We start from the raw sequence: 13,880 nt of genomic DNA on the forward strand, positions 1-13,880 counted from the left end.
GGATCAAGCCGTGGTCGCTGCCTGGACCTTGGCGATTTCCTGGTTACGCAAAATAAAACGTTGCAGCTTGCCGCTCGGGGTCTTGGGCAAGTCGCTGACAAATTCGATTTCCCGTGGGTAAGCGTGTGCCGCCAGGCGCTTGCGCACATGCTGGCGCAGCTCTTCGGCCAACTCGGCGTCGGCACGGTATTGGCTGTTGATGACCACGAACGCCTTGACCAGCTCGGTGCGTTCCGCATCCGGCTTGCCGACCACCGCCGCTTCGATCACCGCTGGGTGTTCGACCAATGCACTCTCCACATCGAACGGCCCCACGCGGTAGCCGGAGGTCGTGATCACATCGTCACTGCGCCCGACAAAACTGATACTGCCATCAGGATTGAGCTCCACGGTGTCGCCGCTCAAGTAGTACTTGCCAACAAAAGCCTTGGTCTTGACTCCCTCGTAGCCGGCGAACCAGCACATCGGCGACTGCTCGCGGTCGATCGCCAGGATGCCCGGCTGGCCGGCGGGCAATTCTTGATAGTTGTCGTCCAGCACCACGATGCGGTGCCCCGGCGAGGCAAAGCCGGCGGAACCGATATGCACCGGGTGCTCCAGGCCATGGTGGTTGCACAGGACCATGCCCAACTCGGTCTGGCCGTAGTGATCATGGATGGTCACGCCCAGGTTATCGGCGAACCAGCGAATCACTTCCGGGTTCAGCGGCTCGCCCGCGCTGCTGACGATGCGCAGCCGGCCCTTGATCGAGCGCGCGAACTGCTCGCCGCCGGCAATCAGCAGGCGGTAGGCCGTGGGTGAGCCGGTGAGGTTGGTGATCCCGTATTTGTTGATGACCCGGCAGGTGCTTTCCAGGGTAAAAGGACCATCGTAAAAGGTGATCGGATGGCCCATGGACAACGGCCCGGCCACGCCGAAATAGATGCCGTAGGCCCAGCCCGGATCGGCGACGTTCCAGAATGCATCTTCAGGGCGCAAGTCCACGGCGTCGCGGGTGTAGCTCTGGAACGCGACCAGGGCCTTGAGCGGCACGGCCAGGGCTTTCGACGGGCCGGTGGTGCCGGAGGTGAACATCAGCAGGAAGGGATCATCGGCGCCCAGCAGGACCGGCTCGCAAACATTGGAATAGTTGGGCAACTCGGCCCAGAAGCTGAAATCGCCACGCACAATACCTTCGCCCTTGGCACCGGCCACGGTAACGATGGTCGGGCAATCGGCGACTTCGGCCAGCTTGCTGCGGTTGCCCGCGTCGGTCACCACCAGCGCCGCACCGGAACTGTTCAGGCGATGCTCGATGGCCTTGGGACCGAACGCGGTGAACAACGGTTGATAGACCGCGCCGATGCGCCAGGTGGCAAGCACCGTCACCAGCAGTTCGGCGGTGCGCGGCAACAGGCCGGCAACCTTGTCGCCGCGCTTGACGCCCTGGGCCAGCAGGAAGTTGGCCAAGCGTGCCGCCTGGTCTTGCAGGTCGCTGAAGGTGGACGTGGCGCTACGGCCATCCTTGCCCTCCCAGAACAAGGCAATCCGCCCCGGCAGCGCGTGCCGGTCGCAGCACTCGACGCAGGCGTTGAGCCCTTGCAGGTGGCCGGCCAGTGCGGCCTCGACGGTTTGCTGGTAGTTGAACTGGGTGGTAGCAGCCAAATAATCGCGCATCGTGGCAAATCCCTGTGTCTTTTGTTGTTTTTGGGGGCGTGCTTTTGCGGGGTGAACCTGCGCAAATAGTGGCGCCAGAGCGGCACAGGGACAATGGTCAAAGCTTTCAATGTGGCTGACTGGTTTGGCCAATGACGCCTGGCAAAAACGGCTCCGTCATAGAGGCCGACAATCATCCAGTCAACGCAAGCGATTGGACGCCCTGCCCGCCTGCTTCTAATCTGAGGGCCTGCGCCACCGAAGAAGCCCCTCGATGATTGTTCGCCCCAAACCCAATCTGTTCGGCATCCTGTTCTCCCTCAAGGGCTCGATTGCCAAGCGTATTGCCCTGCGCAGCCTGTTGGTCACGCTGCTGGCCTCGGTGATCGTGCTGGTGGAGACCCTGCACCCAGCCTATTTTTCCAAGGTCAACGCCACGCCGTTCACGCTGCTGGGGTTGTCGCTGTCGATCTTCATGAGCTTTCGCAATAACGCCTGCTACGACCGCTGGTGGGAGGGCCGCAAGCAACTGGGGCAGATGATCGTTGAGATCCGCTCGCTGATCCGTGAAACCCAGGTGTTCACACAGCCTGGCGAGCGTGAAGGTCTGTTGCGTGGTTTGTGTGGTTTTGCCCACGGCCTGGTTGCCCGCCTGCGCCACGAAGACGAGGCCCGCGCCATCAAGCCGTGGTCCCGCGTTGAACCCAGCCACCCGAACCTGCCCGACAGCATCCTGCAATCTCTCGGCGCGCACTGCTCAAACGCTGCGCAACAGGGCCGGATCAGTGACTGGCGCTACACCCAGCTGGAAACCCGCCTGGTGGGCCTGAGCCAGGTGCAAGCCGCGTGCGAACGAATCAAGAGCACGCCACTGCCCTTTCCCTACACCCTGTTGCTGCACCGCACCATCTACCTGTTCTGCATCCTGCTGCCGTTTGCCATGGCCGAGCCACTGGGTTGGCTGACGCCGATTTTTACCGCCATCGTCAGCTACACCTTCTTTGGCCTGGATGAGATCGGCGATGACCTGGAAGACCCGTTCGGCTTCGACGAAAACGACCTGCCCTGCAATGCCATCGTGCGTACCCTGGAGCGCGACATCCTTGCGGCGCTGGGCGAAACCGAGCTGCCCGCGCCCCTGGAGCCCGTGGACTACGTACTGACGTGACACAGGTTTGACACTCGTCGGTGTCTGACCGAAGCTGAGCACTTTGCACTAGCTGCCCAGCTTTCGGACGCCTGCATGTCAAAGTCACGCCGTTACTCGATCATCGGCCTGAGCGCCCTGTTGTTTGTCGTACTGATCATTTGGTATTTCTCCCGCACTCCCAGCGTGTCTGTCCCCCCGGCTATTGCCCACGGTTACTCCAAAGCAATGAAACAGGCGCATAACGGCGAACCTGGCGCGGCGCGGGTGCTGTATCAGCAATTGGCCCGGCCGGACCTGTCCGATGTGCGCCGCGCGGCCCTGCACAGTGAACTGCACAACTACCCAAGCCCCCAGGCATTGAAACTGGCGGACAAGGACCTGAGCCACCCGGCACCACTGGTGCGCCAGGCAGCCATTACCAGCATCGTCGGCCTGGTGCCCAGCGGCCAGCGCACCTTGTTGCTTGGCCCTTTGCTCGACGATGACGAGCAAAGCGTGCGGTTTGCCGCCGCCAATGCCCTGTTGGGGCTGTCTCCCGACACCCTGGGCCTGTACTTCGGCCCCTTGCAGCAGGTGCTGGATGAATATGTGAAATACCTCAAGTCCCAACCCGAAAGCCCCGAAGGCTGGATCCAGCTGGCACGCCTGTACATCCACAGCGCCCTGTTGCCCGAAGCACAGCATGCCCTGGAGCAGGCCTTGCGCCTGGACCCGGAGAACCTGCCGGCCGTGGTGGCGCGCATCGAGTTGCTGGATAAGCAAGGCAAGGTCGATGATTCGCGCCAAGTGCTGGCGGCCCAACTACAAGCCCATCCCGAGTCGGCCTACCTGCAACATGCCCTGGGCATGTGGCTGCTGCACCATGGCGAGCGCGAGTATGCCCTGCTGGGCCTGTCCAAGGCCGTGGAACTGGAACCCGACAATCAGGATTACCGCTACGACCTGGCCACCACCCTGCATGATCAGGAGGAGTTGGAAGCCGCCCAGCGCCAGTTGGAAGAAATCGTCCAGCGCCATCCCGCCAACCGCAAGGCCCGGGTACTGTTGATCAACTACTGGAAGGAAAGCGGCCAGTTGCAGAACGTGCAGGTGCTGTTGGCACAGCTGGAACAGCAAAACCCCGACGATCCGGCGCTGCAACAAGGGCTTTGAAGCGCTCAAGTGGTTAAGCGCTGCGCGCTGGATTACACATTTGATAGAAAACGTTGAACCGCCCCATAGCCCAACGGTCAAGTGAATATGGCGTGCCTTAGCCCGCACGCCCCTCCATTTGATACGTGACCCGAGGGCACTTCTTGTCTACATCCAAAGAGCTGTTCACAGCAAAAGCGGCCACCGGCATCGAAGGTCTTGACGACATTCTTTGCGGGGGCCTATCGCGTAGCCACCTGTTCCTGCTCGAAGGTGAACCCGGCACCGGCAAGACCACCGTGGCCCTGCACTTTCTCCAGGCCGGGGCCAAGGCCGGCGAACGATCGCTGTACATCACCCTGTCGGAAACCGAGCGCGAGCTGCGCCAGGGTGCCAAGTCCCATGGCTGGGACCTGGACGAACACATCCATATTTTTGAACTGACCCCACCGGAAAGCCTGCTCAATGCCGAGCATCAGCAAAGCCTGCTGTACTCCTCCGACCTGGAGCTGGGCGAGGCCACCCGGCAGATCTTCGAAGTGGTGGAACGGGTCAAGCCCACCCGTGTGGTGATCGACAGCCTCTCGGAGATCCGCCTGCTGGCACAAAGCTCATTGCGTTATCGCAGGCAGATCCTCGCGATCAAGCACTACTTCGTGCGCTACGAAGCCACTGTACTGCTGCTGGACGACTTGACCACCGAGTCCCTGGACAAAACCGTACACAGCGTGGCCCACGGGGTGATCCGCCTGGAAGAGCTGACCCCCAACTACGGCGCGGAACGGCGCCGTGTGCGGGTGGTGAAGTACCGCGGGCAGAAATACCGTGGCGGCTTTCACGACTTCACCATCATGCAGGACGGCGTGCATGTGTTCCCGCGCCTGGTGGCGGCCGAGCACCGGGGCGGCTACAACCGCCAGACCCTGACCAGCGGCATTCGTGAGATGGACGCACTGCTGGGTGGCGGTATCGAGACCGGCTCCAGCACCCTGATCCTGGGCCCGGCCGGTACTGGCAAATCGTTGATTTCGATGATCTTCGCCGCCGCCGCAGTGGCCCGTGGTGAAAAAGCTGCACTGTTTATCTTCGATGAAGAGCTGGGCCTGTTGTTCGACCGCATGAAAAACATGGGCATCGACCTGGCCGCCCTGCAAGCCACTGGCAACCTGTTGATCGAACAGGTGGATGCCGCCGAGCTGTCGCCGGGCGAGTTTTCCCACCGGGTGCGGCGCTGCGTGGACGAACGCCAGATCAAGACCGTGGTCATCGACAGCATCAACGGCTATCAGGCGGCCATGCCCGAGGAAAACGCCCTGGTGCTGCACATGCACGAGCTGTTGCTGTACCTCAACCGCCGGGGCGCGGCGACCTTCATGACCGTGGCCCAACACGGCCTGGTCGGCGATATGCAGGCCCCGGTGGATATCACCTACCTGGCAGACACGGTGATCCTGCTGCGCTACTTCGAAGCGTTGGGCAAGGTGCGACGGGCCATTTCGATCATCAAGAAACGCACCGGCAGCCATGAGTCGACCATTCGCGAGTACCGCATCGCCAGCCAGGGTATGACCATCGGCGAACCCCTCGAAGCCTTCCAGGGCGTGCTACGTGGCGTCCCTACCTACATGGGTGCTGGCAACCCGCTGCTCAAGGATGAGAGCTTGTGAGTAGCCTGCCGGCCGTTTCCGAGCGCGCGATCATTCTCGCGCCCTTGGGACGGGACAGCTCGCTGGCGCTGATGATGCTCAACGAGGCAGGTTTCAGTGGTATCGCTGCCACCAACCTGCCGATGCTTTGCGAGGAGGCGGAACAAGGTGCGGGCCTGCTCATTATTGCCGCCGAAGCCTTGCTTGGGGTCGGCCTGGAACCACTGCTGGACTACCTGCACCAGCAGCCGGCCTGGTCGGACCTGCCGATCGTGCTGCTGACTCACCACGGCGGCTGCGAACAGAACGCGTCCTCGCACCTGAGCGCCAGGCTGGGCAATATCACTTTGCTGGAGCGGCCGTTTCATCCGGTGACCTTGATCAGCCTGGTGAGCACCGCCCTGCGTGGCCGCCGAAGGCAGTACGAGGCCCGGGACCGCCTGATCGACTTGAGCCAGAGCGAACTGCGCCTGCAACGCACCCTGGAAACCCTTGAGCAGCAAGTCGAAGAACGCACCGCCCAGTTGCGCACTAACGAAGAAGCCTTGCGCCAGTCGCAAAAAATGGAAGCCGTCGGCCAATTGACCGGCGGCATCGCCCACGACTTCAACAATATGCTCACCGGCATTATCGGCAGCCTGGAACTGCTGCGCCGGCGCCTGGCGCGGGGGCGCCTGGATGACCTCGACAGCCTGATCGACCTTGGTGTCACCTCGGCCAACCGCGCCGCCGGCCTGACCCACCGCCTGCTGGCGTTCTCTCGCCGCCAGTCACTGGACTCCAAACCGGTGGAGATCAACCAACTGGTGACGGCCATGGGCGAACTGCTGCAACGCAGCCTCAACGAAAGCATCGTTCTCCAGATGCAACTGGACGGGCAATTGTGGACCGCTGAAGCCGACCCCAACCAACTGGAAAGCGCCCTGCTCAACCTGGCCCTGAATGCCCGGGACGCCATGCCGGATGGCGGCCGGCTGGTGGTGCAAACCCGTAATCGTCACCTGGACAACATGTTCACTGCGGCATACGGCACGCTGACGCCGGGCGACTACGTGGAGCTGAGCGTCAGTGATACCGGCTGCGGGATGCCCGACACCGTGATCAGCCGGGCCTTCGACCCCTTCTTCACCACCAAGCCCATCGGCCAGGGCACCGGCCTGGGTTTGTCGATGATCTACGGCTTCGCTCGCCAATCCCATGGCCATGTGACCATTCACAGCGTGGTTGGCCAGGGCACCACCGTCAGCCTGTTCCTACCGCGTTTTGTCGGCGAAATCCCCGCCGACATGCCTCACGACCCGGCCCTGCTGCCCTTTGCCAATTGCGGTGAGACCGTGCTGATCGTCGAGGACGACCCGGCAGTGCGGGTGCTGGTCAGCCAGGTGCTGAGTGAATTGGGCTATGCCTTTGTCGAAGCTTCGGATGCCGACAGCGCGCTGCCGATTATCGAATCCAGCCAGCGCATTGATCTGCTGATCAGTGACGTGGGGTTACCGGGGATGAACGGACGGCAACTGGCGGAGATAGGCAGGCAGATTCGCCCAGACCTGAAGGTGTTGTTTATTACCGGGTATGCCGAGCATGCGGCGGTGCGCGGGGGGTTCCTGGACCCTGGCATGCAACTGATCACCAAGCCATTTACGTTTGATCTGTTGACCGCGAAGGTGCGGGAGATGATCAGGGCGTCAGGCTCAGGGTGAGCCTGAACCGCCCACAGCGACGGTCGCAGGCGAGAGCTCAAGCCAACAACCGCTGGATATGCTCATGTAGCGTATCCAGATCAAACGGCTTGGCCAGGATCGGTGCATTACGCGTGATCGGGCTGTTGCAGTCGAGGATCTCCTGTGGGTACCCGCTGATAAAGATCACCTTCAACTCAGGCCGCAACTTGATCGCCGGCTCGGCAATCTGCACCCCGGAAATCCCGCCAGGCAGACGATAGTCGGTGACCATCAAGTCCAGGTGCGGCTTGGAGGCGAGGATTTCAAAAGCCTGCTCGCCGTCGACCGCCTTGAGTACCCGATACCCCAGGCCTGCGAGGTACTCGCCCAGCACGAACATGATCGACTCGTCATCCTCGACGATCAGTACAACATCTTGTGCATCTTCACTCATGGGAAGCCTTTGTCCGGTCAATTGCTGCTGTTACGACCATCGGGTCACGCAGAGGTTGCGTCAGGGCGGCGATTGATTTCACGCCCCAGGCCCCAGGGGCAGGCACACTCGAAACAATGCGCCTTCTCCTATCCGGCTCTCGACTTCAATAGTGCCACCGTGGGCCGCCACAATCTGCTCGGAAATAAACAGACCCAGGCCAAGCCCTGCCACCGCATGGTTGGCAGACACCCGCTCGAACTGCTGGAAAATTCGTCTCTGATTGTCTTCGCTGATGCCAATCCCGCGGTCCTGCACTTCAACCCGCGCCTCCTCATGTTCAACATACACTCGGACATCCACCGGGCTCTTGGCACCGTAGCGAAGGGCGTTGGTCAACAGGTTGGACACCACTTGCTCAATGCGAAACTCATCCCAATTACCCTCTACCGGCTGGGGCGCATCCAGTTGCACCGACGATTCGGCTGCCGCCACTTGCGGGGCAAAGTTCTCCAGCAGGTTGCGCACCAGGTTCGCCAGGTCAAAATGCCCGGGGCGGATCGACAGCTTGCCGGTGCGGATCCGCGACACGTCGAGCATGTCCTCGATCAGGCGGATCAGGCTCTGGATCTGCCGCTCATCGCGGTCGACCATGGCGTGCATCTTGTCCAGGGTAAAGGCGGTGGCGTTGTTCCGGGCCAGGTGCATCTTGCGCAACTGGGTTTCCAGGATCAGACCGTTCAGGGGCGTACGCACCTCGTGGGCGACGATAGACATAAAGTCATCGCGCATGCGCACCGCCTGCTCCAGTTGCGCCTGGGTCGCCTGCAGGCGGTTGAGCAACAGTTCCTGCTCGCGCCGGCTCTGCTCCAGGGCTTCGACCTGCAACTTCATGGCCTTGCTCTGGCGAAACAGGTCGACAAATACATTGACCTTGCTCTTGACCGCATGGATATCCAGCGGCTTGTGCAGGAAGTCCACCGCGCCGCTCTCGTAGCCCTTGAAGGCATAGTTGAGCTCACGGCCTGCCGCGCTGACAAACACGATCGGGATGTTCTTGGTCTTTTCGGTACCGCGCATCATTTCGGCCAGTTCGAAGCCATTCATGCCGGGCATCTGCACGTCGAGAATCGCCATGGCGAACTCGTGCTCCAGCAGCAGCGACAAGGCCTCGTCGGCACTCAAGGCCTTGTAGACCTGACGGTCCTCGCGCTTGATCAGCGCTTCAAGGGCCAACAGGTTTTCCGGCAGATCGTCGACGATCAGCAGTTTGGCCTGGATAGTACTTAACATGGGGAAGATTCCAGGGAAGCCAGCAAATCGCCAATGCGGCTCAAGGTAAGGATATGGTCAGGTGTATGCAGCGCCAGGGCCGCCTTGGGCATTACGTCCACCCGCGCATCCGAAGGGTCCTGCACCACGGTGATGCCGCCACGCTGTTTGACGTGGGCCAGGCCTCGCGCACCGTCCTGGTTGGCACCGGTCAGCAGGATTGCCAGCAGGTTCGGGCCATAGGCGTCGGCGGCAGACTCAAACAGATAATCAATGGCCGGGCGCGAGTGATGAACGCGCTCTTCCTGGCTCAGCGACAGGCTGCGGTCGTGTTCCACTGATAAGTGATAGCCAGGGCCCGCAAAGTAGAGGGTACCGGGCTGGATCTGCTCCTTGTCCCGCGCTTCCACCACCGTCATCGCCACACGCCGGTCAAACACCTCGGCCAACTGGCTGCGGCGCTCATCCGGCAGGTGCAGCACGGCGATGATCGGCAGGCTGAACCCTGGCGCCAAGGCACCAAAAATGCTCAACAACGCCTCGACCCCTCCGGCTGATGCGCCAACGACAATGGCTTGGACACCCGGCACACGCGCCAGGCTGACAGCAGTTTCATTCATGATTTGCGGTAGATCCGTTCTTGCTTGACCAAGGGTTCGAACTGTTTGCTGTAGGCGGAAAAATCCAGGGTTTCCTTACTGCCCAACACCAGGAAGCCGCGATGGCACAGTGACTCATGAAACAGTCCAAACGCCCGATCCTGCAACTTTTTATTGAAATAAATCAGAACGTTACGACATGAAATCAATTGTGTTTCCGAGAACACACTGTCGGTTGCCAGGCTATGGTCGGCAAACGTCACGTTTTCCCGCAGGGTCTTGTCAAAGATCGCGTAATCGTAGGCCGCCGTGTAGTAGTCGGCAAACGACTGTTTCCCACCCGCCTGCTGATAATTGTGGGTATAGGCACGGACGTTTTCCAGGGAAAAAATCCCCTGCTTGGCCTTGTCCAGGGAGTTGGGGTTGATATCCGTGGCATAAATGATAGTGCGCTCGAGCAAACCCTCCTCACGCAACAAAATGGCCATGGAATACACTTCTTCCCCGGTACTGCAACCGGCGATCCAGATCTTGATCGACGGGTAAGTCTTGAGCAAAGGCACCACTTCCTGGCGAATCGCCAGGAAGTGCGACGGGTCGCGAAACATCTCGCTGACCGGGATAGTCAGAAACTGCAGCAACTGCATGAACGCCGTGGGATCGTGCAGCACCCGCTCCTGCAACGCCGAAATCGTCTTGCAGTCGAACTGGCGCAAGGCATGGGCCACGCGACGCTTGACCGAAGCCCCGGAGTAGTCACGAAAGTCATAGCTGTACTTGAGGTAAATCGCCTCGATCAGCAAGCGCAGTTCAATATCTGTACTTCGATCCACTTAGTGTATTTCCACTTAAATGCGTTCCATCTTGGGCAACCACACTCGAATCAGCGAGAACAGCCGGTCCAGGTCGATGGGCTTGGCCAGGTAATCGTTGGAGCCCGCTGCGAGGCAGCGCTCCTGATCGTCCTTCATCGCCTTGGCCGTCACCGCAATGATCGGCAACTTGCGCCAGCGCGGGTCCTGGCGGATCAAGGCGGTCGCCTCGTAGCCATCCATCTCCGGCATCATCACGTCCATCAACACCAGGTCGATATCCTCGACTTCATTGAGTCTTTCGATGGCTTCACGGCCATTACGGCCAATCACCACAATCGCCCCCTTGTGTTCCAGGGCGCTGGTAAGGGCGAAAATGTTGCGTACATCGTCGTCCACCAGCAACACCTTGCGGCCCTCGAAGACCTTGTCGCGGCTGCGGGCGGTCTTGAGCATCTTCTGCCGCTCCTGGGACAGCTGGGATTCGACTTTGTGCAAAAACAGTGTCACTTCGTCCAGCAACCGTTCAGGTGAGCGGGCCCCCTTGATGATGATGGAACGCGAATACTTGCGCAGTTCCGCCTCTTCATCCCGGGTCAGGTTGCGCCCGGTATAGACAATCACCGGCGGGAACGAACAGATGTCCTCGGTGGCCATGCGCTTGAGCAACTCGTTGCCGAGCATGTCCGGCAACTTGAGATCGATGATCATGCAGTCGTATACCGTGCTGCGCAGCAGATCCAGGGCCTCCTGGGCGAAACCAACGGCGGTGATTTCAATGTCTTCGTCGCCGATCAGGCGGGCAATGCTGTCGCGCTGCAAATCGTCGTCCTCCACCAGCAGGATGCGTTTGACCTTCTGCGTCAACTTGGCCTCCAGGCGCGCAAACACGTCCTTGAGTTCTTCGCGGGTGGTGGGCTTGACGGCATAACCGATGGCGCCCATGTGCATGGCGGCTTCGACACGGTCCTCGACGGAAATCACATGCACCGGGATATGCCGGGTCTGGGCGTGCTCCTTGAGGCGTTGCAACACGGTGAGACCGGAGTGGTCCGGCAGACGCATGTCCAGCAGGATCGCATCGGGCAGGTACTGTTCGGCCAGGGTGTAGCCCTCGTCCGCACCGTGGGCCACCAGGCAGTGATACCCCAGTTCGTGGGCCAGGTCGAAGAGGATCCGCGCAAAGTTCGGCTCGTCTTCCACCACCAGGATGCAGCGGGTGGTGAACGGGGCCAGTTCGCGGTCATCGGCAAATCGCGGGATCAACGCTTCGTCGGCCACCGGCAACGGCGACACCTTGATCGGTGCTACGGGTGCCGGAGCAATCACGGCTGCCCGCGGGCGCTCGATGGCGGGCGCGTCTTCATCGCGTTCAACGTACTGCTCCGGCAGCACCAGGGTAAAGATGCTGCCCTGGCCCGGCTCACTGGTGACGTTGATATAGCCGCCCAGCAAGGTGGCCAGGTCGCGGGAAATGGACAGCCCGAGACCGGTACCGCCATAACGGCGGTTGGTGGTGCCATCGGCCTGGCGGAAGGCTTCGAAGATGCTTTCCTGCTGGTCCGGGGCGATACCGATCCCCGAGTCGCGCACGGTAAAGGCAATACCCTCCCCCGGCTGGCGGGAAATGGTCAGGCTGACCTGGCCTTTCTCGGTGAACTTGACTGCATTGGACAGCAGGTTCTTGAGGATCTGCTCCAGGCGCTGGCGGTCGGTGAACAACATCAGCGGCGCACCGGCCTGAACCTCCACCTGGAATCCAAGCTTGCGATCCGCCGCCAATGGCTCGAACATCCCGCGCAAACCATCGGCCAGGCGTGCGACGCTGGTGTTTTCCGGGCGCATATCGAGCTTGCCAGCCTCGACCTTGGCAATATCCAGAATGTCATTGATCAGGTTGAGCAGATCGTTGCCGGCCGAGTAGATCGACTCGGCAAACTTGACCTGTTCGGCGCTGAGGTTTTCCTCGGAGTTCTCCGCCAGCAGCTTGGCCAGGATCAGCGAACTGTTGAGCGGCGTGCGCAACTCATGGGACATGTTGGCGAGGAACTCGGACTTGTACTTGCTGGAGCGCTGCAACTCATCGGCGCGGTCCTCCAGCTCGACCTGGGCGCGATTGAGCTCAACGTTCTTGCGGTCCATGGCATCGCGCTGGTCGGCGAGGACCTGGGTCTGCTCGGCCAATTGCTCGTTGGTCTGTTCCAGCTCCGCCTGCTGGGTTTCCAGGTGAGCCTGGGATTCCTTGAGGATGCGTGACTGCTCTTCCAGTTCCTCGTTGGCGGTCTTGAGCTCTTCCTGCTGCACTTGCAGCTCTTCATTGAGTTGCTGGGTCTCGGCCAGCACTTCCTGCAACCGCTGGCGATAGCGCGCGGCTTCAATGGAGGTGCCGATATTGCCGGCGATCAGCTCCAGCAGTTCCACATCACGCTCGTCCAGCGGGCGCAAGAAGCCCAGTTCAATCACCCCATTGACCCGATCGTCATCGCTGGTCGGCACCACCAACACGCTGCGCGGCGTACCGTCACCCAGACCGGAGCTGACCTTGAAGTAGTCCACCGGCACATCGTCCAGGCGAATCAGGCGGTGCTGCTGGGCGGCCTGGCCGACAATTCCCTCGTCGCGGTAGATCGCCTGTTCCTGCTGCTCCTGCTCCCGGGAGAAGCCATACGTAGCCACGCGCTTGAGACCGCCGTGTTCTTCACGCACATACAGGGCGGCCACCACCGAGCCCATGTATTGGGCACAAAATTGCAGGATATTGCGCCCCAGCAGGTTCAGCGTCAGTTGGCCCAGCACCTGTTCAGCCAGTTCGGTCTGGCCGTTACGCAGCCAGGCCTGCTGTTCCAGGCGCTTGGCGATCTTCATTTGCGACGCCAGGTTGGCGCTGTAGCTGTCGGACAGGACGACTAGGTTTTTTCTGCCTGCATACGCCAGAAAACCACTCAGGCCCAACACAAACAGCAAGTAAAGCGTCACGCTGAGCACAGTGGTGCGAGTGACGTCCTCATTGCGTTCGAGCCGGAACTGCTGCTCCATCGCAATCGCTGCATCGTATTCCTTGCGGATCTCGTCGGTCAGGCGCTTGCCCCGCCCGGCTTTCACTGCGCCACGGTAATCGCCGTTCTGGCGTTGCAGGTCAATCATCGTCTGGGCGTAGTTGTTCCACTCCAGTTGTAACGATTCCAGGCGCTTGAGGCGATCCACTTGCTGGGGGTTATCCGCGACCAGCGCCTGCAAATTGCGCAGATCGGCAATGATCCGTGGCTTGGCCACTTCATAAGGGTCAAGGAAATGCTCGTCGCCGGTAATCAGGAAACCACGCATGCCGGTTTCCTGGTCAACCGTCAGTTTCGCGGTTTCATTGAGGTTGTTGATCACCCGGTCCGTGTGCTCCACCCACTGGATCACCGACAACAGGTAGGTGATCAGGCACACGAAAAACACCGCACTGATCACCCCCACACCGAGCGGCAGCGCTACGTTGCGGCTCAGGAGTTTGCGGAAACTGTTTTCATCGACTGACGAAGCGGGAGTCATGGGC

10 protein-coding genes are annotated in these 13,880 nt (G+C 60.9%); 4 read left to right on the forward strand and 6 right to left on the reverse strand.

The features are described 5' to 3' along the window. Nucleotides 1–3 precede the first annotated feature (3 nt). The gene (locus tag H097_RS14415; RefSeq protein WP_032860533.1) at nt 4–1,656 is read right to left on the reverse strand and encodes an AMP-binding protein; all 1,653 of its coding nucleotides are present in this window, start codon (nt 1,654–1,656) and stop codon (nt 4–6) included. A 253-nt stretch (nt 1,657–1,909) separates the two neighbouring features. On the opposite strand from H097_RS14415, the gene H097_RS14420 reads away from it, so the two are divergent. From H097_RS14420 to H097_RS14435, 4 genes are all read left to right on the forward strand, one after another. After that, the gene (locus H097_RS14420) at nt 1,910–2,803 is read left to right on the forward strand and encodes a bestrophin family protein (RefSeq protein ID WP_032860535.1); all 894 of its coding nucleotides are present in this window, start codon (nt 1,910–1,912) and stop codon (nt 2,801–2,803) included. Nucleotides 2,804–2,878: 75 nt separating this feature from the next. Continuing rightward, complete coding sequence (locus H097_RS14425) at nt 2,879–3,937, forward strand: tetratricopeptide repeat protein (protein ID WP_032860536.1); 1,059 nt, start codon at nt 2,879–2,881, stop codon at nt 3,935–3,937. Nucleotides 3,938–4,080: 143 nt separating this feature from the next. Beyond that, the gene (locus tag H097_RS14430; protein WP_032860537.1) at nt 4,081–5,583 is read left to right on the forward strand and encodes an ATPase domain-containing protein; all 1,503 of its coding nucleotides are present in this window, start codon (nt 4,081–4,083) and stop codon (nt 5,581–5,583) included. After that, on the forward strand, nt 5,580–7,262 hold the full coding sequence (locus tag H097_RS14435) for a response regulator (RefSeq protein ID WP_032860538.1): 1,683 nt from the start codon (nt 5,580–5,582) through the stop codon (nt 7,260–7,262). Before H097_RS14430 ends, H097_RS14435 begins: the two co-directional genes overlap by 4 nt. Nucleotides 7,263–7,299: 37 nt before the next feature. On the opposite strand, the gene H097_RS14440 is transcribed toward H097_RS14435, so the two are convergent. The 5 genes from H097_RS14440 to H097_RS14460 all read right to left on the reverse strand — a co-directional run bounded on the left by H097_RS14440 (nt 7,300) and on the right by H097_RS14460 (nt 13,876). Continuing rightward, entirely contained in the window at nt 7,300–7,677 is a 378-nt protein-coding gene (locus tag H097_RS14440) for a response regulator (protein ID WP_032860539.1), read from the reverse strand. Between the two features lie 78 nt (nt 7,678–7,755). Further along, entirely contained in the window at nt 7,756–8,949 is a 1,194-nt protein-coding gene (locus H097_RS14445) for a hybrid sensor histidine kinase/response regulator (RefSeq protein ID WP_032860540.1), read from the reverse strand. Then, nucleotides 8,943–9,548 (reverse strand): chemotaxis protein CheB, encoded by a 606-nt coding sequence (locus tag H097_RS14450; protein WP_032860541.1) that lies wholly within the window; start codon nt 9,546–9,548, stop codon nt 8,943–8,945. Before H097_RS14450 ends, H097_RS14445 begins: the two co-directional genes overlap by 7 nt. Continuing rightward, nucleotides 9,545–10,360 carry a protein-glutamate O-methyltransferase CheR gene (locus tag H097_RS14455; protein WP_032860542.1) on the reverse strand — a complete coding sequence of 272 codons (816 nt, stop codon included), beginning with the start codon at nt 10,358–10,360 and terminating at the stop codon, nt 9,545–9,547. The genes H097_RS14450 and H097_RS14455 overlap by 4 nt, the downstream gene beginning before the upstream one ends. 15 nt (nt 10,361–10,375) lie before the next feature. Next, the gene (locus tag H097_RS14460) at nt 10,376–13,876 is read right to left on the reverse strand and encodes a response regulator (RefSeq protein WP_032860543.1); all 3,501 of its coding nucleotides are present in this window, start codon (nt 13,874–13,876) and stop codon (nt 10,376–10,378) included. Between the last annotated feature and the right edge of the window lie 4 nt (nt 13,877–13,880).

Source organism: Pseudomonas sp. FH4 (assembly GCF_000510915.2).
Classification (GTDB): domain Bacteria; phylum Pseudomonadota; class Gammaproteobacteria; order Pseudomonadales; family Pseudomonadaceae; genus Aquipseudomonas; species Aquipseudomonas brenneri.